The sequence below is a fragment of the Draconibacterium sp. IB214405 genome (genome assembly GCF_033963885.1).
Lineage (GTDB): Bacteria > Bacteroidota > Bacteroidia > Bacteroidales > Prolixibacteraceae > Draconibacterium.
In genome coordinates this window covers 755,879-779,573 of record NZ_JAXBMA010000001.1, presented here as the reverse complement: position 1 = coordinate 779,573, position 23,695 = coordinate 755,879, and the positions used below count along the sequence as shown (strand labels likewise).

Sequence of the window (23,695 nt, the reverse complement as noted above, 5' to 3'; positions counted from 1 at the left end):
ATTTAATATTAGAATCTTACCTGAAGCTGAACCATAATCATATCGTTCGGGATTTCGCCTGCCCATTCAGCTTTATATTCATAGTTAACCTGCAAACGGGTCCATTCGTTAAAGAAATAGTTAACACCGATAGTCGTAATATGTTCCATGTTATTATTTCCCAAACTTAAATCGCTGTTGTAATTCTCGTATTTAATAAGCGGTTGCAAATTGTAAGTCAGGTTGTAAAGCGCTAAAATCGACAAACCTTCGCGTTCTACACTTCCCTGCACCAATTCCGGGTCGCCACCACATCCGCCACCTACCAGGTACGAACCTTTATCTTCGGCCCAGATGTATTCACCCTGCACAAGGAATCCAAATTTCTCCACCTCAAACTCAGCGCCCAAACGGGTTCTTTCGTCGGGTTTGGTAACTGTTTCATCCTGGCTGGTAGCTTTTCCGTAACGGAAACTACCACCAATATGCATCCAGTCGGTTGGCTGAAGCAATACCCTACCAACAACATCTTTGTATTTGTCGGCATCTTTTACCAAAAGTCCTGTTCCGTTCATCAGTGCAACAGAATATTGAAACAGAGTAGTATCAGAACCACCAAGTACCATTAATCCCATATCGCGGTCGGGAGCAGTAAGTTCATTTATATATTTCGAACGATTGATTGTGTATAACGAGTGGCAGGGCGTACCCAGTTCCTGGCCAAATGGAGATTTGAACGATCCCAAACTCACTTTAGCAAACGAAAAACGTTTGTAGGTAATAAATGCATCGAGCAAATAGGCTTTTGGGCCATCCTTTTTAAACGGACTGGTTTCTACCAAAACGTAGTAAGAAAAGTCGTAAGGGATATTTCCCATAACACCAAGACGTGCGCGGTTAAAACCAAAAGTGTTGATATTGTCACCTTCGGCAAATTGATAGTCGTATTGCGCCTGCAGATATCCAAAAACTGCAACACCTTCGTCTGACGTGGGCTCGGAACATCCCTGAGCCTGGGCATTGTAACCCAACAGAAAGGCTGCTGATAGTATAAATAATATTTTGCGTAACATAATCTGATCTTTAAATTGATAATTAACTGAGCGGACTGCTTACACAGTCTCCAACTCCAACACTTTTAGTTAGAAGATACTGTAGGCAGACTCTTAGGATTTGAATCGTAACCCCAGTGATTTGTTACGCCACCTGCATCCCAGAATGAATTTGTATGACTCAAACCATTTATTCCGAAAAGAAGGCTGTAAGCATCGAAACCAAGCACGTTTAAGTAAGCAGTAATAACGGCTGAAGTTTGTCCGGTGTAGCAATAAGTAACCACTTTTCCGTCAGGATCAAGTTTGCTGCAATCGTCAATCAGTAAAGGATTAATACGAACGGCACCATTAACGTGACCAAAACCGGTGTAGTGCTCAGCAGAGAAATAATTGTTTACATAGTAGTCGCTAGGGCTGGCCAAAACATCGGCTGCCTTTGCAGTTTTAAATCCTGCTGCCACAACTTCTTCCACTCTTTCGGCTAAAAGATCAGCACCATTTGTTGTTGTGCTTGTCCAGTCGGGAGCATCAAAACTTCCGGCAGTAGCTTCGCTGCTTGTCCAGTTGTTTGCGTCATCAAGCGATTTACAGTTTGGTGTCCATTTGTCGAAACTGGTATTCCATCCACTCATTCCCCATTTTAGCGCTTGTGTATCTTCGTAACCATATAGGCGAAGTAACGAAGTTGCATAACAAGCAGTCTGGCCGGTATAACAAACCACCAAAATTGGTTTATCAGCACCTTCGGCAGCAGTTAAAATATCGCCAAAAGCAACATTGTTGGCACCTTCGATATGTGCAGTTGCAAAATCAGCAGCACTACGAATATCCATAATCCATTTTGCAGAAAGATCGCCATCAGTAGGAGCGGCCATCACAAACTTCTGACCGTCGGCATTCGACAATACATGGTTTAAATCCATATCGATAGATTTCAGGTAAGTGGTAAGTGTTTCGTATGCTACCGGTTCTGTACCTGAACAGTTGCATTCTTCTTCTTCATATTTACATCCGGTAAACGTGACAGAAGCAAAAATTGCAAGTAATAATGTGTAAAAAACGTACTTTTTCATCGTAATAAAATTTTAGGTTATTGTCAAGAATTAGCATCCACCGGCTGGTTCTGCTTCTGAAGCATGTAGTCGTTTCCGGTTTTTACTAGATTAATTTTCGCACTACAAATCGGGAACCTGCCTCCACCGGCAAATTCAGCAAATAAAAAGTTGTTGTTGATTGGATTTTTGAGAACGAAGAACAACATTCCGGAGGCTGCACGTGCTATTGGCAAATGTGCGCTTAAGCTGCTCATTTTATACCATATAACAAGTTCAAACATTTGCAGAATGAATGCCTTTCTCATGTCCTTTTAAAATTTAGAATCGATTAGTTAATCACTATTTCAAAAGTAACAGGGCTACCTATACGAAATGAAAATTGAGGCTATCACCACCTCAAACCGGAATTTTATTGTAGTCAGAAGAATATTTGATTTAGATCAAATACATGATTGACTTACTAATTAAGTATTAACTTTTTAGCTATATTAGCAACATTAAGAACTAATAGAACTATGCCATTAAACAAATTCGATAAATGCGTTGGATGTAAGTGTATGTCAGCGCCTTTCAAGCAGCTTACGAACGAAGAATTAATTCAGATCAACCGCAACCGGGTTGAAGTGAATTTCAAAAAAGGAGAGATCATTGCAAAGCAGGGAGCTTTGGCTGCACACATCATTTATATTAAAAGTGGTTTGGTGAAAGTTTACCGCGAACATGCCAACGACGAATTGATACTTTCGGTTGAAAACCGGGGTAAAATATTAGGTCTGCAAGCGCTGTACTCAAAAAACATTTATCCATACTCAGTTAAAGCATATACCGATACCAGTGTTTGCCTGCACGATATAAATTCCATCGATTCGTTTATCCATGAGAATGCCAAATTCAGCGCCAGCATTTTGCATCATTTAAACGATGAGTCGCTGTTTTCGTACAACCGAATGGCTTGTTTGACCTTGAAACAATTACACGGCCGCTTTGCCGACTTACTTTTGTGTTTCAGCCTGCGTTTATTTAAACGAAAGAAGTTCTCTATCCCGATCAGTAAAAAAGATATGGCAGCTATTACCAACATGTCGCAGGAAAGTCTGTCGCGGGTGATCAAGGATTTTGTGTCGGAAAAGATTATCGATGTAAAAGGAAAGGAATTTACGATTCTCGATTTCGACCGGGTGCGCCACCTTAGCCAGGTAGGTTAACCTTTCTGTTTTATTTCCTCCAGTTTATTCTCATTTAATATGGTGAGCACATTGTTTTTCAGTGCTATAATTCCCATGTCCTGAAATTCTTTTAATATCCTCGAAACACTTTCGCGCGAAGTGCCAATCAGGGCGGCAATTTCGGTCTGCGTCAGGTTCAAGGCAAAAGTGTTTTCGCCATACACTTCTTTGGCAAAGTAACTGATGGTATTTGCCAACCTGCCGGGTAATTGTTGCTGCACGTTTTTCACCAGGCGGTCGAAATAATTCATTTCGTCGCTGAAAACAGTTGACAGCACCTTTAATGCAAACTCGCCGTTTTGTTTTAACAGGTTGGCAAAACAGTGCCTTTCAATAAAACACACTTCCGATTTGGTAAGGGTTATGGCCGAATAATAATTGGTCTTAATGGTTTCATCGAGGTTCTGTATTCCGAGGTACGATCCCTTCTTCGAAATGCTCAAAATAAAATCTTTTCCTCCGGCACCTTTTTTTACCAGTTTTACAAATCCTTTGCGAATATAAATGATGTGCTGAACCGGACCACCTTCTTTAAAAAGAAGTTCGCCCTTTTCGTATTGAATTTTCGAACACCCTTCTTCGAGAGCGCATAACTCACTGTTATCCAATAGAGACACTGCTCCCGATTTTAGGCTGCAATCAACACAGGTATTGGTAATTAAGTTCATCGATCAGATGTAAGTTGTAATTTATATCACAATTATACGAGATTTATTTCACATTGTTTAATGAACCAATGCTCTTTATTGATCGTATAATTGTAAAAACTTTATACCATGAATAAGATAGTAACATTAATCTGCTACAATTTAGGTCTTTGGGGAATTTTAGGATTCTTTGTAACAATAATCCTTGGCTTTGTGTCATGCTGTGCCAATTTACCAAGCCAGGTATTTTATATCAGCCTGATTTCGTTTGCAGCAATAGGAGTAGCCGCCACCACATTTTGTGTTTTACGCGGCTGCAAAAAAGTACAATAAGTACCCGACCTGACGAGAAAGCTATTTTTAATCCTGACTATTCTTTAGCCGGGAAAATTGTGTGCCCTTATAACCTTTCGAGTTTTGGATAATCTTCGTGCCAGGCGTTCCAGCCACCATCAAGCGAATACACATGTTCGTACCCCAGCATCATCAACGATTTTGTTGCCAGTGCCGAGCGACTTCCACTTCGACAATATAAAATAATGGTATCTGTTTTTTTAGGCAGTGCGTGATGAAAATCTTCCCAAACGGTTTCTTTGGCAATGTGCGATTCCAATACACCGCGCTGTACCAAATAAGCACCCGGAATATGCCCCGCTTCATACTCATCTTTTGTGCGCACGTCGATTAAAATATAATCGGGTTTGCGGCTTTTTAGTCCTTCCATATATTTTTCATGCATTCCCTCAATCTCAACTGTTGCAATTTCCTGCTTCACCGCAGCAACCAGCTCTTTATAACCATCGTACACTTTTTTCTCCTGAGCTGAAAGCACAGTAACCACCCCCATCATCATTAAGATGACAACTCCAATTTTTTTCATAATATCAAAGATTTTTAAACTACTTACAAGATGAGCGCAAGCACGTGAGTATCGTCTTTTACATCTCGTGGCGTACAGATGTGTTTGTCTCAAAAATTATTTTCGGGATTGAAGGTAAAAAGAAAATCTGCCTTATTTTAAGTTTCGAATCCTTAATTCAGTTTTGTTTTGATTTTTTAATAATTCAACCAACTCATCGGTGTTTGTTTCGCCAAAATGGTAGGGATAAAGAACTTTTGGCTGAAACATTTTGGTAGCCTCGGCAACCATTTCCGGGGTCATTGTATAAGGTAAGTTCATGGGTAGAAAAGCCACATCGATGTCTTTCAATTCAGCCATTTCCGGAATATTTTCGGTATCGCCGGCAACGTACACTTTTTTATCACCAAAATGCAGTACGTAACCATTTCCCGTTCCTTTCGGATGGAATGGTTTTCCCGGTTCGCGTTCGTTTTTAATATTGTAAGCCGGCACTGCGTCAACCTTAATTCCGGCAAAAGTTCCCGACTCACCATTCTTCAACACCTTTGTTCCGCCATATTGCTGGTTACAGATTTCGGTTAATACCAGCTCGGTTCCGTCCTTTTTAACCGCATCCAGCGCTTTGGCATCCAAATGATCGCCATGCTCGTGTGTTATCAGAATCAGATCGGCTTTTGGCATTGTGGCATAATCGGCATACCACGAAACCGGATCAATATGAATCACTTTTCCGTTGTATTCCATCATCAATGTTCCGTGGGCAATAAACGTTATCTCGAGGTCGCCCCCCGATGTTTTGAAAACATCCTTCTCAAAATCGGTGGCTTGTACGTAAACTGCAAATACAAACATAATTAGTAGTGTCAATATAATTTTCATAACCGATGATTTAAAATTACTGTAAGATAGGTATAAAATCATTTTTTTGCATCCTGTTTAATAAAATAGAAAACATACGTACAAGTCTCCGACTCTATTTTATTTGTACTTTCGAAACAAAAATTCAAAAACTATCTGATATGAAAAGATTATCGTTATTAATTACCCTTATAGCCCTTGTTTTCACGCTTTCGGCCAAGGAATATTTGGTTGAATCTCCTTCGGGAAAGATACAGGTAAAGGTGAATGTGGATGAAAATGTTACCTACTCGGTATTGTTAAACGGAAGTACAATTGTTGCGCCGTCGCAAATTTCGATGGAACTATACGATGGAACAGTTTGGGGAATTGACGCCAAAGTGCGCAAAACAAAAACCAACAGTGTTTCGCAGGTGCTTACGCCGGTTGTACGCCGAAAAAGTGCAACTATAAAAGATGAGTATAAAGAGCTGACTTTGTCGTTTAAAGGTTATGCGTTGCAGTTCCGGGCTTACGACGATGGCGCTGCTTACCGTTGGGTATCGGAAAAAGACGGCGAATACAAAGTGAAAAGCGAGCTGGCTTCTTTTGTTTTTCCGGCCGACAACAAACTTTGGTTTCCTGAAGAAGAAAGTATGATGACCCACCAGGAACGTGAATACCTTCGCGAAACCCTGTCGAATGTTGGTAGCGATCGTTTCGCCTCAACAGGTTTGCTGGTTGACTGCGGAAACGGAGTTAAAACCTACATTTCGGAATCGAACCTAATGGATTACCCGGGAATGTTTTTACGTGGTTGCGACGATAACGAATATGCTTTGATTGGAAAATATCCGGGTGTTGTGCTGGAAACACAACTGATGCGCGACCGCGATGAGAAACCAACAAAATATGCCGATTATATTGCTGAATGCAACGGACCTCGTGAATTCCCTTGGCGTGCCATGGTAGTTACCGAAAACGATGCCCAGTTGATTGAAACTGAAATGATCTACAAACTGGCTCCTGAGTGCCGACTGGAAAATACCGACTGGATCAAACCCGGTAAAGTTGCATGGGACTGGTGGAATGCCAATAACATTTACGGTGTTGATTTTGTAGCCGGCGTAAATACGCAGACTTACAAATACTACATCGACTTTGCATCGAAATACGGGTTGGAATACATCATTCTGGACGAAGGCTGGTACGTGCTTTCTGATATTCTGGAGCTGGAAAAAGATGTGGATGTAAAAGAGATTATCGACTACGGAAAAGAAAAAAATGTTGATGTAATTCTTTGGGTGGTTTGGAAAACCATGGATAACAAACTGGAGGAAGCACTCGATCAGTTTCAGGCGTGGGGAGCAAAAGGAATTAAAATGGACTTTATGCAACGCGACGACCAGTGGATGGTAAACTTCTACGAGAAAATTGCCCGCAAATGTGCCGAGCACGAATTGCTGGTTGATTTCCACGGATCGTACAAACCAAGTGGTTTGCGACGTGCTTACCCGAACGTAATTTCGTACGAAGGCGTTAAAGGTTTGGAGAATATGAAATGGGAGCGTTTACCCGATCCCGAGCACGATGTAACATTGCCGTTTATTCGTATGGTTGCCGGCCCGATGGACTTTACTCCGGGAGCGATGATCAACAAAACAAAACTGAATTTCAATCCGGTATTTAGCGAACCAATGAGCCAGGGAACACGTTGCCACCAATTGGCTTTGTACCCTGTTTTCGAAAGCCCGCTGCAAATGTTGGCCGACAATCCATCGAACTATTACCGCGAACCGGAATGTATGGAATTCCTTTCGGCAGTTCCATCGGTTTGGGACGAAACCAAAGTACTGGAAGCGAAAGTTAGTGACTACGTTGCCGTTGCTCGCCGCTCGGGTGATAAATGGTTTGTGGGCGCTTTAACCGACTGGGATCCGCGCGAAATGGAGTTGAAACTCGATTTCCTTGGCGAAGGAACGTACACCATGAAAGTGTGGAAAGACGGATTGAACGCCGATAAACATGCTGCCGACTTTGCACAGGAAACTGTTGAAGTAACTGCAGGATCTACTGTGAAAGTTAAAATGGCTCCCGGTGGTGGCTGGGCTGCTATTATTGAGAAGAAATAGATACTAGTAGTGAGTCTCGAGACGCGAGTTTCGAGGTTCGCGCATATAAGGATTCCATCCCTCTGTGTTAATTCATAGGGATGGAATCCTTTTTTTGTGGGATTGGCGGTTTTTAACCGCCTTTTTTCGTGCGGTTAAAAACCGCAGAACCCTTTATTGCAGCACGTATTTTAGAGTAAAAACAAGGGTCTTTCCCTTATATTCCGGGATATTTACTGTAGGGAGTTGCAATAACAAGCTTTTGGATGCATGATCAAATTTTTCCTGTGCATCTAAAACGGTAGTTCCTGTAAACTCTTTTGGTTTATAAGCAATTGCTACCACCTCCTCAACCGGAATTGCACCTTCAACTTTGTTCTCATTAACCGATAGTACAATTCCGTCATTATTTACAGTAACATAGATTTTGCTTTCGCCGGTTATGTTGGCTTCCCGCAAAGCTGATGGATATTTAATCCGTTTTGCAATAAACTTTCGCAAGTCTAATTCCGAAGTTATTTCTTCCGGTTTTGTACTAATGATTATCACACCGTCTCTAGCTTCTTCACCATAAATACCAACTGCCGAAGCATCTTTTAAAACGTCCATTGATTGAATAGTTTTAGGATCAATATCATTTATATCACCGAAATATTTTTCACCATCGAGAAACATCAACGGCCACTTTCCTTTATAAGCAGACGAGCCTTTTAGTTTTACAGAAATAGCTCCGTTTTTAGCGACGGGTCCGTATCTTTTGGTGGCTTGTTCATCCTTCAGCACCTCCACTTTATCGATTGTATTCGGATCGATATCATCCAAACTGCCTTTGAAAGGTATTCCGTCAACTATTATTAGGGCATCTTTCATTTTTGAATTGGCAGCCTTTTTGGTTGTTACAATCATCACCCCGTTTTTACCTTTTTCGCCATATAAAATGGATGCTGATTCGCCTTTCAGTACCGAAATTGTTTCGATGTCATCGGCATTCACGTTGTCCATATTTTTTGACTTCTTACCGTCAATTATATATAAAGGTGGATTTTCGGATTTAGCCAGCAAATCTACCCGGGGAGGAGCCTCGTTATTCATGCCAAAACCAACAGTTACTTTCTCCTTTTTTGCACTACCATCGGCTCTGAGTTGTACATCGATCTTCGATTTCCCTTCAATATTAATCTCTTGTTTCTCGTGCCCCAACATCATGTATTGGAGCGTACTGTTTTTATCGGCTTCAATTACATAATTCCCTGAAACATCGGAGATTGTACCAATTGTAGTACCTTTTACCAGCACTGCAACGGCAGGAATACCTTCGCCATCTTCGTTGGTTATTTTTCCGCTAACCTGAAATTCGGGTTTTTCATTTTTTAACCTGTCAGGATCGCCGTAAAGTATCTCACGTACCTTGTCGAATTTTAATGTAACATTTGCCTCGGTTTTGTCTCCAACTTCGAGCTCCTGTTTTTCATATCCCGGCATACTAAATACCAGTGTTGCATCTTCATCTTCCAGCTCCAATTGGTAATTCCCGTCGTTATCAGTTATTGTTCCAATTGTAGTTCCTTTTACTACTACAGCAACGGCAAAAATTGCGGCACCATCTTCGTTGGTTACTTTTCCTTTAACAATAAGTTCCGAAGCCGGCGTTCCGTTAACAGCCTGCTCAAAACCGGTATTGGTTCCGGGAACATAATCACTGGTTTGAATGTAATAAACACCATCTTCCTTTGGATTTTTATCGAACGACAAGGTATTGGCAACCACTTTGTCCTTAAGGCCGAGAGCATTAATCACTACACCTCCTTCAAATCCATTGGTAAAATCAAGTTTTATCAGATCGGGGTGATCGGCCGGAAGTTCAACACCATCAACAACTACTTTTAGTTGTCCGGAACTGTGAAGCACTTCGGTTCGTACTTCTTTGTTCGACAAACTCACAATCAAAATGGCCAGCAAAGGCAGCACAACCAACTGTTTCAGCAGGCTGTAACGATTTTCTGTTTTCTTTTTCATCATAATAATTCGGTTTTTTAATTGAGAGCCGTTAAGCGCAGTCAAAAAGGGAGCTACTCCTTTTTTATGCGCTAATCCTACCATGGCCAATTGATAAGCTTCGGCATTATGATTTTGGGCTACCTGATGATCAGTCAGGTATTCCAGGTTATTTCGCATAGCATCGCGGATTAACCAGGCAAAGGGGTTAAACCACTGGAAAAGGAACAACGACTCGGCAAAAAGAATATCGATCGTATGATGTTCCCGTACATGTACCATTTCGTGATCGACAATCATTTTCAGATCGGGATTTTTTAAGGTTTTCTCCGACAGCACGATTCGCGAGAAGAAAGAGAATGGATGAACATCCTTTTTGGTCAGGTTAACCTGTGCGCCAAACAATTCCTTCAGGCGGCTAAATCGGATAATATTCATGGCTTTGAGGTGCCCGATAAGCAGGTTCAGTAGAAATACAACAATTCCGAGCGCATAAATCGCCAACAGGTAATGATACCATTCGAAGGTAAATTGTGGTTCGCTGGCCATTGTAGCTTCAGGCAGGTAGGCAAAACCAGTTGAATCAGCTGCCGGAATCGATTGTATATAGTTTACTTTGGTAAACGTAATCAGCGGAATAAGGAAACTCACCAAAAACGACACCGGTAAATAAATCCGGTTGAAGAGAAAATGTTTTTGGTGCTGGAAAAGTGCCAGGTATGCCAGGTAAAAAGCACCAAGCGCCAAAGCAGCCTTACCGATATAGAGGATAAAATCTTCCATTACTTTTTGTTTTTAATGAGGTTAACCAGCTCGTCGATCTCTTCTTCCGACAGGTTTTTTTCTTTTACAAAAAAGGCCACAGCACTTTTATACGAGTTATCGAAATAATCGCTTACCACCTGATTCATAAACGAGCGGCGGTACTCTTCTTTCGAGATAAGCGGAAAATATTGGTAGGTATTTCCGTATTGTTTAAACCCTATAACACCTTTGTCCTGCAACAAACGCACCAACGACGAAATGGTGTTGTAATGCGGTTTCGGCTCGGGATACAATTCAACAATATCTTTTACAAATGCTTTTTCCAGTTTCCAGAGGATCTTCATCAATTCCTCTTCCTTTTTTGTTAGTTTCTTCATTGTATTGTCGTTTCAGAAATGATTGTCATTCCGAACGTAGAGAGGAATCTGTGTCAGATTTCCCGCTTACTTCTCTCACTCGAAATGACAGTACTAATTTTACAACGACAAACATACAACTGATTTTTCAGTTCTGCAACTGTTTTTTCAGTTATAAAACGAGATTTTCAGTTTTTAAAGCAGTAATTTTCATGAAATCCTGCATGGAATAAGCATTCGCTTTAAAATAAAAAAATGCCATTCTTAATAAAAAGAACAGCATTTCACTTTATTGTCTTTGCGTATTATCGTTAAAATTCTCCTCCATCCATGTCCATTCCGCCATCGCCACCTCCACGGTTTCCGCGACGATCTTCTTTAAAGTTGTTCAATTTGTAGCTCAATGTAAGCATTACTACACGTGGCTCGCGTTCAAAACGAAACCAGCTTTTAAAATCGTCGCCATAGCTTGTTCGCTCAAAACGACCTGTTCCGAAAGGATCACGGAAACTCACAGTTGCCGAAAGTTTGTTATCCAAAAATTCCTGACGATATGAAAAGTTTGTAAAGAACATCGCCCCAGATTCGCCTTGCGCCGACACCGATTTACCGCGAAAAAAAGCATTTACCTGGAAACGCGAACTTTGCGAGATTTTAAATGTAGTGTTCATCCTTCCTCCCCAGTTCGTACTTTGCTGATCGATGGATTCGCCATCAATTTCGCCGGTAATTTTATAATCGTAAACATTTACACTGGTGTTTACGGTTAGCCATTTTTTATAACTCAGATTCGCTGTAACTTCCACTCCGGTTGAATAGTCCTTGTCAAAATTGTCGGTATACATATAAATTACACCATCCTCGCCCAACTCTTGCGTGCGATCAATTTTATTGTTGGTTACTCTTCGGAATAAATCGGCCGACATAAATGATCGTGTTTCGCCAAAACGTTTCATAAAACCCAGCTCGTAAGAATTGGTATACTCTGGTTTCAGATCGGGATTACCAAAACGGATCGCATAACGATTAAAATAATTCGGTGTCGGATCCAAATCGCGACCATTCGGGCGATTGATCCTTCTACTGTAACTTGCCGTAAGATCTGCTGTTTTCATAATCGGATATGAAAAGTGAGTCGTTGGGAAAAGATCGAAACGGTTCAACGTGGAAACATCCGTTGCTTTTGAATTTTTAATCTCACGGATAGTCAATTCTCCTCGTAGTCCTGCCATGTAGGCAACTTTACCTAATTTATTGCTGTAGGTTGAATACACCGCATGAATATCGCGCTGAAAATCCGTAGAACTGGAATATTCATTGTTGATAATCCACGAGTCGCTTGCCTGGTCGTAATCGCGAAACTCCAATGTTTCATCCTCACTTTCCAGTCGCCCCTGGTAACCGGCTTCAAACTTTCCATCTTCGCTAAACGGATAGGTATAATCAAGTTTCAGACGAATATCCCGCTCATCTTCGGTTTCAAAAGTGGAAACACGCGACAGGTATTCGCTGGTAGGATAATAATTACCGTCAGCCAGCAACTCCCCTTCAATTTCATTATCAGTTCCTGACTCATCAGAATAAAAAGCAGTAGCTTCAATTCGGTGTCCTTTGTCATCAAATTTATGCTGGAAGTTCATGTTCAGCGTATAGAAATCGTTATTTCTGTCGGAAGTTTCTTCAGTGATAGAAAAAATATCTTCAGATGCAGGAACGGTATAATTCTCAGTGCGTCCTCCACCTTCATTGCCTCGCTCTGATGTTCCGGTTTCACCCGATAGCGTTAATGTTGTAACATCGCTTAAATAAATATCAGCACCACCTTTAAACCGGTGACCACCCCTGATCCAGTTCCTGTCACCTTTCATATTCAAAAATTCGGTGGTATCGTTGGAGTAGGTTTCGCGCGTAGCACTCATTCCTCCGTTGTTGATTTCATCTGTCCAATCGGCGCCTATAAAAAGATTCACTTTATCCATCCGGTAGTTAAGCATAAAATCACCACGGTACTTTTCGCCTGTGCCAACACTTGCATTTACAATTCCATTCAATCCGTTCATCGAATTCTTTTTCATTACCAGGTTAATAATCCCTGCTGCACCATCAGGTTCGTATTTTGCCGATGGATTGGTAATAATTTCAATGTTTTCGATGGCTGATGAAGGAATCTGACGTAATGCATCGCTGCCACTTAAAACACTTGGACGACCATCGATTAGTACAGTAAAATTTCCCGACCCTCGTAACGACACATTACCTTCAATATCAACCTGAACAGAAGGTGTATTTTCTAGAACATCAACTGCCGTTCCGCCAATAGCGCTAATTACCTGGCTAACATTAACCACTTTTTTGTCGAGTTTGTATTCCACTGCAGCCTTATCGGCCACTACATTCACCTCGCCAAGGGCAACTGTTGAAGGACTAAGATTTATTGAGCCGGCGTCGTAAACACGATTGCTACGATCTAAGGTAATATCAACGACATTGGTTTTGTCGAATCCGATAAAATTTGCTTCAAGATAATAATCTCCATAAGTGATATCCGTGATTTCAAACTGCCCGTTTTCGTTTGTTATTCCACCGGTTACAAGGATTGAATCGGCTTTGGTATAAACGGCTATATTGGCAAACTCCATGGGGCTGTCAGAATTTTTATCGACGATTGTTCCTACGATTTTTCCTTTCCCGTCGTCGTTTGGATTTTCAGGTTTTAAAGGGTCTTCAATTGTAGCGAAAGCTTGCAAGCCCATAAATAAAAGGGCAAGAAACATTAGGTTCTTTACGTTGTCCATTGCTGTTTTAACTGTTTTCATTTCTTTTAACTACCTATTAAGACCGTTTTCTCCTTTTTTGGTTTAACCGGGGGGTGTTAATTTGATGTTAACGCAGGCGGGCTCTTACATTTCCTTTATATGTACCCGTCAAAATTTATAAAATTGATTCCTGAAAACATTGATGAGACAACCTCCCCAAGGGATGCATGAACAAAAAAATGCCACCCTCCCGGATGGCATTCTACCAAAACTTAAAATCTATGGAAAAAGTGCCTCTTGCTCCTTAATCCATAAGGGGTGCAAAAATAATGCGATTCAAATTCCGAACAAGATCATCTATCAGGTAGAGCTATAATTTTAATATATTTTAAGATTTAAGTTCCCCGAATCGTTCAAAGTGTAGAAAAAAGCACCACTATTTTGTATTTTATACTTTGTTATGCCTGTTCGTTCACTTAACTTTGTTATCTATCATTCAACTAAAATCAACTAATTATGAATGAACAATTGCATCAACCACAGTCGCCACCTCCTAATTATTTGGCATTTGCCATAATCGTTACCATTTTATGTTGCCAGATTTTTGGCATTGTATCCATTGTTTTTGCCGCGCAGGTTAACTCAAAATGGAGTGCCGGCGATTACGAGGGAGCAATTAGTGCCAGCAAAAATGCCAAACTTTGGGCCTGGATTGGAGTTGCAAGCGGTATGGCCGTACTAATTATCGTTACAATGTTATCGGTGTTTGGAGTGCTTGCAGGTTTATCGCTGGGAGGGATGGATTTTTAACGTATGAAAAAAATTATCAATAGCCTACTGCTACTCGTAATTATTGGGGTAGCAGTTCTTTTTTTTGTACTCGACCCGGCAAAACACGAAATATTTCCACAGTGTTTGTTTCATTCGTTAACCGGTGGCTATTGCCCGGGATGTGGTTCGCAACGTGCTTTACACAGTTTATTACACTTAGATTTTGTCGGTGTTGTTGGTTACAACTTTTTGTTTCTCCCGGCAGCGCTTTTTATTCTTTATCATTACTCCCATCCTATACTGAACAAAGCTTTTGGATGGAAACTACCGAACCTGTTTTATCAGAAATATACGCCTTGGGTTGTTTTGATTATCGTCATTTTGTTTTGGATCGCACGAAACCTGCCTTGGTATCCGTTTAATGTTCTCGCTCCCGAAGGATAATTTGAGCACTTAAATTTCCGTCAGAATGTTTTCCACAAAATCTTAAGTCTGATTGAAAATGCGCATTATTCATGGAACTTTTGCCCTATCGGGCCGATTCTACTCTTTGGTTTCGCCCAAAGAGTAGACAGAAAACCCAAGGCTGCGCCCGCTTCCCTCGAAAAAACTACGCGATGCCAGCTAAAATTCCTGAAACTCGTCGTTCCTCCTCAAACATCAGTAATTTTTTAACGCTGTCACCACTTGTTTTTCGGCTCACCGGCCGAGGCCGAATTTTCGAACATCTTACCAATTTTAGCTGCATTGCATAAGTGGAACGGCCTCTTTTGGTCTTTGCTTGGAGTTGAAATAAAACCTTAATGAGAGCGGGAAGCTCCGAAGAATGAGGAGATCACCCGTCCGAATTTGGGTTTTATAAAAACGGAGAGTGAAGATCAAAAGTAGCCTTGAGCTCGGAAATGGCTTCCGGCAGGAAAAGAGATTAACCAAATTATTCTACGCTCCTGAGGGATAGGCACAAAAAAACGGATGTGAAAACACACCCGTTTTATATATTTATTCTGGTTAGGATTACTTCACAAATGAAGCATCATTTAAATAATCGAAACACTTTTCAACACCCTCATACTGCGTCATACTTCCGTCTCTGATTCCTTCCAGTTCCACATAGAAACCTTCCAAACCATTTTCGTAAGCTTTGGTGAAGATGTTTTTAAAGTTCATCATTCCCGACTGACCTAAAACTGAACGGTCCTTAATGTGCAGCACAGGGAATCGTCCGGCATACTTTTCGAAGTACTCCAGCGGATCGTTAGCACCCATTACTGTCCAGTAAACATCCATTTCGAAGAATACCAAATCAGGATCAGTTCCATTCAGAAACAGGTCGTAAATTACATCGCCAACAGGCATCCACGGATTGCGTGGTTTGTCCTGGTCTTCTGGTTTTACTACACGGCCAAATTCCATGTTATGGTTGTGATAACCAAATTTAATACCTGCCGATTTTGCAATTTCACCAGCCTGGTTAAACGATTCGCAAACTACTTTAACAGCGTCATGAGTTGGTACATTTGGCATCATTGGCTGAACCAAAGTTGTAACACCTAATTTCACATGGTCTTCAACAGTTTGTTTCCAGAAATCAGCAATTTCTCCCAGTTTATCTTTTGTGATATCACGAGTAGGAGGATTTACATGCGATCCTGTAATTTTCAAACCTGCATCGTCGGCCAGTTTGCGGTAATCTTCAACCGAATATTCTCCCATTTTGCGATTGCCGTAACCGGCCAGCTCAATGGTACTATAACCGATATCTTTAATTTTCTTTAAGCCGTTAGGAACATCTGCATTCAATTCGCGCATTACCGAATAAATTTGCAGACCAATTTCTTTTTTACCCATGCCAACCATAGAGGCAGCACTGGCAGGCTTAAATGAACCAGCCACCATACCACCGGCGGTAAGCAGACCCATCTTTTTTAGAAATTCTCTTTTATCCATAAGGTTTTTAGTTGGTTGGATTATAATTTATAAGAACCACGATATTCGTAATCATACAAACGATGGTTCCATGCTTCTTTATCAGTTCCGAAGCTATGTGTTGCAGGGTCCCATTTCACCGAACGTTGTAATTCAGTGGCCATATTTCCTAAGCAACAAGTGATTGCTGTACTTGCACCAACTTCAACCGGAGCAATAGGTTTTTGTCTTGAACGTACGCAGCTGATGAAATCTTCCATATGTGGAGAACTGATTTCGAAGCTACCGCCACCTTTAGCCTGTGCTTTCTGCATTTCTTCGTACATTTTCTTACGCTCTTCAGGAGTAAGGTTTTGTGGACGACGGCCTCTTAATTCATCAGGAATTAAATCTGATTTCGAGCAAGCCAGGTATCCGCGAGCTACTTCAATCCAACCATCGTCGCCGATGAATTTAATACCCTGAGCAGCAGGCATATCTTCCAGGTACGATTGTTCCGTCATTACAACACCGTTCAGGTATTTAAAAGTCAGGTATTCTGCACCGTCAACTCCTTTAGGAATAATTTCTGCAGGACCAGAACCGTCCATACCAATTGCAGCTTGTGCAATATCGAACATGTGCGCACCCCAGTCGGCAGTAAATCCGTTACCGGTTTCGCGGTACCAGCGCCATGCACCCCAAAGTTTTTCTCTTTCCGCAGGATCGAGGCCAATAGGAGGACAAAGATCTGAATGGTAATGTATTTTAGGATCGTTTAATGGTCCCATCCAAAGGTTAAAGTTCAGGTTAGCCGGAACTTGCATCTCTGGTAAATCAAGCGGTGCTGGTGGATCACCAACTTTAGCGTATACTTTATCGATGTGGCCAATAGCACCACTTTGAACCAATGCTATTGCTTTTTGGAATTCAGCACTTGAACGTTGCTGGCTACCTACCTGAACAACACGTTTTGTATCTTTTGCCACGCGAACCATTTTTTCAGCTTCGGTAATCGTAAAAGAAAGTGGTTTCTGAACGTAAACGTCTTTACCAGCCTGACATGCATGAATTGTCATTAAAGCGTGCCAGTGGTCAGGAGAACAAACTTCAACTGCATCAATATCTTTGCGCTCGAGCAGCTCTTCATACTGTTCGTACTTGTCAACGCGAGCCGACAAACCAAGTGATTCCTGCCATGCTTCAACAGTACGTTTGAAACGTTCGGTTTTCATGCTGTCAACATCGCAACCTGCAACTACTTCCACTCCGGGAACTGCAGAGAAACTGCGAAAATCGTTCATACCTTGCTGTCCAAGGCCAATAAAACCCATTGTAACTCTGTCGCTTGGCGCAATTTTAACTCCGTTGATTGTCCAACTTGGAAGGATGGTGAGACTGGATAATCCCAGTGCTGAAAGACCAAGAAATTTCCTTCGGTCTAATTGATTCGATTTCTTTGAATCCATAGGTTTAGATTTTTATTAGTGATCAAATGTTTTTCAAAAATTCGACACAAGATAGTTTAATTTGTCAAAAGGACGCATTGAGAAAGAAAAAAAATGAAACGGTAAAACAAGAAATTAAAATTACCTGGTTTTCGGAATACCGGACAGAAACTCCAGAACAATTTCATTAACCTCCTGTATTTCTGAATAGTAAGCTAATTTTAGCCCGTCGCAACCTGCAATCATGGCCGATAAGTTTGAATTTGCCCCTTTGCGAAACAGACAAAGCACCGGCTTGCCCATTTCAACAGCACGACCAATTTCATAACCAACTCCCATTGAAACCGTTGTTACTTCGGCCACAATTGCATCAGAAGATTTCAGCCACTCCAAATCGCGGTCGTGAATAAATTTATCGTTTGGGCCATCGTCGCCGGCACTGGTTAATTTCGGGTCGCCAACATGCTCGGTCAGCACCTCTCCAAATGTTTTCAGGTATTCAATTATCTGCTGATAACGGTCGGCATCTTGTCTGCCTCCACGTATCGATCCGGCAAAATAAATCTTCATGGTTTAGTTCTATTTCTTTGGTTCTATTTTTCAATTTCAGGATGGTCTTTCCCCTCGCCCTTTTCAAACACCACACGAGTACGTGGCAAACTTTCAGGGTAATATTTCTGAATAAATTCGATTAATTTTTCACGAATAAAAACTCTTAAATCCCAGGCCGTTGGCGAATCTTTTGCGCTTACCAACACACGAATTTCTACACCATATTCTTTGGCATCGGTTACCTGCAAAACATTTACCCTTTTATCCCACAAAGGCGTGCTTTCCAGCAATCGTGTTAGTTCTTCGCGCAGTACATCAAACGAAACATGGTAGTCGGTGTATAAAAACACGGTTCCCAAAATCTCGGCCGAAGTTCGCGTCCAGTTCTGAAAAGGCTTCTCAAAAAAGTAGGTCGACGGCACAACCAGCCTACGTTGATCCCATATTTTTACTACAACATAGGTAAGTGTGATTTCTTCGATCCTGCCCCATTCGTTTTCAACAATAACCACATCATCAATTCTGATAGGCTGTGTTATGGCAATTTGTAATCCGGCCAGCACTGTTGCAATAAGTTTTTGAGCTGCAAAACCGATAATAATACCTGCGACACCGGCCGAAGCAAAAAGACTGATTCCCAGTTGCCGAACATCTTTAAATAACATCAATGCCGAACCAATAGCAATTAACACAATCAGGAAATAAATGATGCTTTCCATGATATTGAATTGAGTGAGAAACTTACGCTGTTTCAGGTTATCTTCCTGCTCAACATCGAGTTTCGACAAAATCATTTTTTTAGAAATCTGAAGCACTGCAATTGAAGCCCATGCAATACTTATAATTAACAAAATTGAGCCGGTTCGATTAAAAAACTCGTACCAATCATCGGCAACGAGGTTATATTTCTCTATAAAAACTTTAAAGAATATTGCGAGTAGCAATATCAAAAACGGAATAATGAATTTTACTATTTTCCTCATAAATATTTTCTGATTTTAATCGATCATCCTTTTGGGTTTTCGCCCGTACTTTTAATATGCACATCGCGCTGTGGGAAAGGAATTTGCACATTGTTTTGCCGGAATGCATCGTCGATAGCAAACCGGAGTTCACTTTTAATATTCTCCACCCAAAATGGTTCGCGTACCCAAAAGAAAATCTGAAATTCGAGCGCCGAATCGCCAAAGTTATTAAACCGGGCAAACGGCTTCGGGATATTTGAAATATGTTTGTTTTGTTTGGCGCAATCGACCAAAAGCTGAGCTACTTTTTGCGTATCGGAACCATAAGCAACACCCACGTTTACCGAAAAACGGGTATTGTAATCCATCTGGCTCCAGTTGATGATTTTGTCGTTTACAAATTTCGAGTTGGGAACCACCAAGATTATATCGTCGCGGGTTTTCAGTTTCGATGTGCGTAAGCCAATATGAATAACGCGGCCGACGGTACCGTCTTCCAATTGAATAACATCGTTTATCTGCAGGTTTCGTTCAAACAGCAAAACAATTCCCGATGCCAAATCGCTGAACAACTGCTGAATACCAAATCCAACACCAACCAACAATGCGGTAATACTGGCCAACAGAACCGAAATTTTCAGGCCTGAGGATTCAAGCAGCAGAATGATAATAATTACCCAAACAACATAACGGAGGATGAGATAAACGGACCAATAAGAGCGACGTTCGGTTTCCTGCTTTTTTATAAAACGTTTAAAAAAACGCCCGATTATTTTCAGCGCAATAAAAGTGGCGATAACAACAACAAGAATTAAAAAGATGTTGTAAACGCTAATCGTAAAATCTCCTTTACTATATAACTCGATGCTCAGAATGTCCTTAAATTTCATACCAATACAAACATTTATTTTTGAATGACGTTTCGCAGACCACTTTATCAGAATTCATCATTCCCTTACCAACAAAAGATGCTAGTAAATTAATAAAAACAAAACTGATGTGAAAGGTTTTAAGGATCAAAGGATTGAATTGTTACTATCCTTAACAAGTCAAAAGAATTATAGTTGAAAAAAGGGAGGCCTTAAGTTTAAGACCTCCCTTTTCTGTATTTAATTTTTTACGAATTAATTCATTCCCACCACTAATCCGGGTTGAAAATATCCGGCGTAAGCAGTCTCAGAGTGTAAGGCATCAATTGTTTCTTTTATGCCTTTATCGTCGTTAATTGAGGCGCGAATCGAGCCTTTCTGATAATAATAACGCGATACCAGTTCGCTTTCCAATAATTCACTGATCTCCGGACGGAATGCTTTAAGATCTTTTCCCAGGTCCGGTTCAAGTTTAGCAGCCAGTGCTTCAAACTCTTCTTCCGCTAAACCGTAGTATTTTTCTTGTTTGGCAGTTTTTAAGAGCTCTTCCAGTTCAAGTTGCGAATCCGACTTGTATTTAAAATCACTTTGTTTCACATAGTCGGCAAACTGCGTGTAAATATCATCCGTAATCATAAATTCTTCCGGCTCCGGAATGCTCTCATTTTCGTTCGAATATTTAGTTGCAAAATCGAAAACTTTAAAACGGGTTACTAACTCAATGGCAAGACTGCTTAATTGATCTCCTTCAATTTTTACATCCGGAACCACACCTCCACCATCATAAACTTTACGTCCTTTTTTGGTAGAAAACTCTGTAATCAGCGAATCAGGAACATGCCCAACGCTGCCATCTTCGTTACGGTGCGAGTAATCCAAAGCCTGAATACAACGACCACTCGGAATGTAGTATTTTGCGGTGGTAACTTTAAGTTTTGTATTGTAGCTTAAATCGCGTGTAGTTTGCACCAAGCCTTTTCCGAATGTGCGGGTACCTACAATAATTCCCCTGTCGAGATCCTGAATTGCACCGGCAACAATCTCCGATGCAGAAGCCGAACCACTGTTTACCAACACCGCAATTTTAATGGTGGTGTCGATAGGTGCAGCAGTCGCTTTATAAACTTTGTCCCATTGTTTTACTTTACCACGGGTACTTACAATTTCTTCTCCCTGCGGAACAAATAAGTTGACAATTTTTACCGCTTCAATAAGCAATCCTCCCGGATTTCCACGCAAATCGAGGATCAATGCATCAGGATTATTTTCTTTCAAATCGAGGAATGCCTTTTTAACATCGTTTCCGCAATTGGCAGTAAAACTCGATAAACGAATATACGCTGTGTTATCATCGACCATACCGTAATAAGGAACAGCATCAATACTGATCTTCTCGCGAATTACGTCAACTGTAAATGTTTTTTTCTGGCCGGGACGCTGCAACTTAATAGTAACAGGCTTATTGGCCGGTCCTTTTAGCAGTGCACTAACGTCTTCAGTGCCCATTTCCTTGGTATCTTTTCCCGACACTTCAAGAATAATATCACCGGCTTTAAGGCCAAATTTCTGAGCAGGAAAACCTTCGTAAGGTTCGGCAATTATAATATTACCGCCTTGTTTACTGATCATGGCACCAATTCCTGCATATTCGCCGGTGGTCATAAACCGGAAATCTTCCATCTGGTCTTCCGAAATATAATTGGTGTAAGGATCGAGCGACGACAACATTTTATCGATACTGGTTTTTACCAGGTCGTTCGGATTTACCTCATCAACATAAAACATGTTTAACTCGCGAAAAAGTGTATGGTAAATATCCAGGTTCTTCGCAATTTCAAAGTTTTTCTCGTCGCGGGTGAAGCTAAAAAAGCTAACACCAACAACTGCAACTATCGCTATTCCTATTAATATCTTTCTCTTCATAATTCTCCTTTTCTGAATTCACTGTCTGCACCATTGCATAGAACTGCCAAAAGTAACAATTCTTACCTGATATCTGTCATCGGCCCGCGCATTACATTACGTTAATTTATATTAAAACCAGCTGTTTAAGTAATTGCTTTAACATTTAAAAGCCCGAAAAGTTAACGGATATTAAAATATTAATCGTTTTTAAACCATTGGTTTGGCACAAGGTCAAAGCAAGCGAAAACAGAACAATTAAAAATTTTTAGAGCATGAAAATCAAGATTTTAAGTTTAGTATTTATTACAATTTTTGCCATTTCATCTACAACGATGGCACAACAACGAGACAGACAAGAAAGAGCGCCACAACAACGCGAAATGATGGCCGAACGCCCCGAAAGAGACAGAGGTAACTTCGAGAAGTTTTTCACCGAAGAGCAACAGGAAAAAATTAAAGAGCTTCGTCTTGAATCAACCAAACAAACTCAGCCCTTACGCAACGAATTAAACGAATTAAGAGCCAAACAACGTACACTAACAACTGCTGAAAAAGCAGACTTGAATGCCATTAACAAAAACATCGACCAGATGGCAGATGTACAGGCTAAAATTCAAAAGATCAGGGCAAAACAGCAACAGGAAATTCGTTCGATGCTGAATGACGAACAACGTATTAAATTCGACGAAATGAGAAGCCGCCCAGACAGAGGTTTTGACAGGGAACCAACAAACCGTGATCGTTTTAAACGCGGTGCTTAACGGTTAATAGATAGATGTTTTGAAGCCGGCAATTTAATTTGCCGGCTTTTTTTATGCCTGCTCACCGACAAAATACCCCGTTTCAACGAAATAATTTCTCATTTTCAGCCGGTTTCCGATAATTTGCTTCAGAATTATAAACCGAACAAAAAGTCATGAAACAAATTATTTACCTCCTAACGGGAATCTTTTTAGCACTCAGCTCTTCCTCCTGTATATTTTCGCCAACCATAAACGGTAACGGAAATGTGGTTGAACAAGAAAGAAACTTGAACGATTTCGATAAGATTAAAGCAAGTCGTGGAATGAACGTTTACATAACCCAGGGCGACGTATTCAAAGTAGTGGTTAAAGCAGATGAAAACCTGCTTGAGGCGATTGAAACCGATGTTATGGGCGATGTTCTCGAAATAAAAACAAGCAGTAACATCCGTCGTGCAAAAGAGAAAAAGGTGTTTGTCACCCTCCCCGAAATTGAATCGATAAAAGCATCAGCCGGAAGCAACGTTTATTCAGAGAATGATTTGGTCGCAAAAGTACTCGACATTTCGGCATCGGCAGGAAGTAATATCAGGCTCAGCATAAAAACCGGAGAAACAAATGTTGGCGCATCTGCCGGATCAAATATTTCGCTGGAGGGTCAGGCCGAAGATTTTCACGGAAAAGCTTCTGCCGGATCAAACATAAAAGCCGGAGAACTAAAAACTGCGAACACCGTAGCAAAAGTAAGCGCCGGTGCCAATATCTGGATTAACTCACAAAACATGTTAAAGGCAAATGCCAGCAGCGGAGGAAATGTTTTTTACAATGGAGATCCGGCCAATACCGAAATCAACAAGTCTTCGGGCGGAAATGTGATAAAAAATTAAGCGGAA

Annotated in this window: 22 protein-coding genes; 7 read left to right on the top strand and 15 right to left on the bottom strand. The window is 41.0% G+C overall.

Translation table 11 applies throughout. The features are described from left to right. Positions 1-8 precede the first annotated feature (8 nt). The 3 genes from SLH46_RS02845 to SLH46_RS02835 form a co-directional block, all read right to left on the bottom strand. Complete coding sequence (locus tag SLH46_RS02845) at positions 9-1,052, bottom strand: porin (protein ID WP_320279632.1); 1,044 nt, start codon at positions 1,050-1,052, stop codon at positions 9-11. Positions 1,053-1,117: 65 nt separating this feature from the next. Then, a complete protein-coding gene (locus SLH46_RS02840; protein WP_320279631.1) occupies positions 1,118-2,107 on the bottom strand; it encodes a rhodanese-like domain-containing protein in 990 nt (329 codons plus the stop codon). Positions 2,108-2,130: 23 nt separating this feature from the next. Then, a complete protein-coding gene (locus tag SLH46_RS02835) occupies positions 2,131-2,394 on the bottom strand; it encodes a hypothetical protein (protein ID WP_320279630.1) in 264 nt (87 codons plus the stop codon). Positions 2,395-2,604: 210 nt separating this feature from the next. Here SLH46_RS02835 and SLH46_RS02830 point away from each other — a divergent pair, with 210 nt between their 5' ends. Then, positions 2,605-3,294, top strand: a complete 690-nt coding sequence (locus SLH46_RS02830) for a Crp/Fnr family transcriptional regulator (RefSeq protein WP_320279629.1) — start codon at positions 2,605-2,607, stop codon at positions 3,292-3,294. Here the strand turns inward: SLH46_RS02830 and SLH46_RS02825 are convergent. After that, positions 3,291-3,983 (bottom strand): Crp/Fnr family transcriptional regulator, encoded by a 693-nt coding sequence (locus SLH46_RS02825; protein ID WP_320279628.1) that lies wholly within the window; start codon positions 3,981-3,983, stop codon positions 3,291-3,293. The genes SLH46_RS02830 and SLH46_RS02825 overlap by 4 nt on opposite strands. A gap of 108 nt (positions 3,984-4,091) precedes the next feature. On the opposite strand from SLH46_RS02825, the gene SLH46_RS02820 reads away from it, so the two are divergent. Beyond that, on the top strand, positions 4,092-4,295 hold the full coding sequence (locus tag SLH46_RS02820) for a hypothetical protein (RefSeq protein ID WP_320279627.1): 204 nt from the start codon (positions 4,092-4,094) through the stop codon (positions 4,293-4,295). A 67-nt stretch (positions 4,296-4,362) separates the two neighbouring features. On the opposite strand, the gene SLH46_RS02815 is transcribed toward SLH46_RS02820, so the two are convergent. Together SLH46_RS02815 and SLH46_RS02810 are read right to left on the bottom strand one after the other, a co-directional pair. Further along, on the bottom strand, positions 4,363-4,842 hold the full coding sequence (locus tag SLH46_RS02815; protein WP_320279626.1) for a rhodanese-like domain-containing protein: 480 nt from the start codon (positions 4,840-4,842) through the stop codon (positions 4,363-4,365). A gap of 132 nt (positions 4,843-4,974) precedes the next feature. Then, complete coding sequence (locus SLH46_RS02810) at positions 4,975-5,703, bottom strand: MBL fold metallo-hydrolase (protein ID WP_320279625.1); 729 nt, start codon at positions 5,701-5,703, stop codon at positions 4,975-4,977. A 140-nt stretch (positions 5,704-5,843) separates the two neighbouring features. Between SLH46_RS02810 and SLH46_RS02805 the strand changes: the two genes are divergently transcribed. Continuing rightward, on the top strand, positions 5,844-7,793 hold the full coding sequence (locus tag SLH46_RS02805; protein ID WP_320279624.1) for a glycoside hydrolase family 97 protein: 1,950 nt from the start codon (positions 5,844-5,846) through the stop codon (positions 7,791-7,793). 153 nt (positions 7,794-7,946) lie between these two features. Here SLH46_RS02805 and SLH46_RS02800 read toward each other — a convergent pair whose 3' ends face one another. The 3 genes from SLH46_RS02800 to SLH46_RS02790 form a co-directional block, all read right to left on the bottom strand. Beyond that, positions 7,947-10,550: a carboxypeptidase-like regulatory domain-containing protein gene (locus tag SLH46_RS02800; protein ID WP_320279623.1), complete on the bottom strand. Its 2,604-nt coding sequence runs from the start codon at positions 10,548-10,550 to the stop codon at positions 7,947-7,949. Then, complete coding sequence (locus SLH46_RS02795; protein ID WP_320279622.1) at positions 10,550-10,909, bottom strand: BlaI/MecI/CopY family transcriptional regulator; 360 nt, start codon at positions 10,907-10,909, stop codon at positions 10,550-10,552. Before SLH46_RS02795 ends, SLH46_RS02800 begins: the two co-directional genes overlap by 1 nt. Before the next feature lie 290 nt (positions 10,910-11,199). Further along, positions 11,200-13,704 carry an outer membrane beta-barrel family protein gene (locus tag SLH46_RS02790; RefSeq protein WP_320279621.1) on the bottom strand — a complete coding sequence of 835 codons (2,505 nt, stop codon included), beginning with the start codon at positions 13,702-13,704 and terminating at the stop codon, positions 11,200-11,202. Between the two features lie 456 nt (positions 13,705-14,160). On the opposite strand from SLH46_RS02790, the gene SLH46_RS02785 reads away from it, so the two are divergent. Then, a complete protein-coding gene (locus SLH46_RS02785) occupies positions 14,161-14,454 on the top strand; it encodes a CD225/dispanin family protein (protein ID WP_320279620.1) in 294 nt (97 codons plus the stop codon). Between the two features lie 3 nt (positions 14,455-14,457). Further along, a complete protein-coding gene (locus SLH46_RS02780) occupies positions 14,458-14,859 on the top strand; it encodes a DUF2752 domain-containing protein (RefSeq protein ID WP_320279619.1) in 402 nt (133 codons plus the stop codon). Positions 14,860-15,429: 570 nt separating this feature from the next. Here SLH46_RS02780 and SLH46_RS02775 read toward each other — a convergent pair. From SLH46_RS02775 to SLH46_RS02750, 6 genes are all read right to left on the bottom strand, one after another. Beyond that, positions 15,430-16,362 (bottom strand): sugar phosphate isomerase/epimerase family protein, encoded by a 933-nt coding sequence (locus SLH46_RS02775; RefSeq protein WP_320279618.1) that lies wholly within the window; start codon positions 16,360-16,362, stop codon positions 15,430-15,432. 20 nt (positions 16,363-16,382) lie between these two features. Beyond that, positions 16,383-17,789 carry a Gfo/Idh/MocA family protein gene (locus tag SLH46_RS02770; RefSeq protein ID WP_320279617.1) on the bottom strand — a complete coding sequence of 469 codons (1,407 nt, stop codon included), beginning with the start codon at positions 17,787-17,789 and terminating at the stop codon, positions 16,383-16,385. 120 nt (positions 17,790-17,909) lie between these two features. After that, positions 17,910-18,338, bottom strand: a complete 429-nt coding sequence (locus tag SLH46_RS02765) for a nucleoside 2-deoxyribosyltransferase (RefSeq protein ID WP_320279616.1) — start codon at positions 18,336-18,338, stop codon at positions 17,910-17,912. A 23-nt stretch (positions 18,339-18,361) separates the two neighbouring features. Further along, entirely contained in the window at positions 18,362-19,303 is a 942-nt protein-coding gene (locus SLH46_RS02760; RefSeq protein WP_320279615.1) for a mechanosensitive ion channel family protein, read from the bottom strand. Between the two features lie 23 nt (positions 19,304-19,326). Then, complete coding sequence (locus SLH46_RS02755) at positions 19,327-20,175, bottom strand: mechanosensitive ion channel family protein (protein ID WP_320279614.1); 849 nt, start codon at positions 20,173-20,175, stop codon at positions 19,327-19,329. 234 nt (positions 20,176-20,409) lie between these two features. After that, entirely contained in the window at positions 20,410-22,077 is a 1,668-nt protein-coding gene (locus SLH46_RS02750; protein ID WP_320279613.1) for a S41 family peptidase, read from the bottom strand. 254 nt (positions 22,078-22,331) lie between these two features. Here SLH46_RS02750 and SLH46_RS02745 point away from each other — a divergent pair, with 254 nt between their 5' ends. Together SLH46_RS02745 and SLH46_RS02740 are read left to right on the top strand one after the other, a co-directional pair. Then, on the top strand, positions 22,332-22,820 hold the full coding sequence (locus SLH46_RS02745; RefSeq protein ID WP_320279612.1) for a Spy/CpxP family protein refolding chaperone: 489 nt from the start codon (positions 22,332-22,334) through the stop codon (positions 22,818-22,820). A 155-nt stretch (positions 22,821-22,975) separates the two neighbouring features. Further along, complete coding sequence (locus SLH46_RS02740; protein WP_320279611.1) at positions 22,976-23,689, top strand: head GIN domain-containing protein; 714 nt, start codon at positions 22,976-22,978, stop codon at positions 23,687-23,689. Positions 23,690-23,695 lie beyond the last annotated feature (6 nt).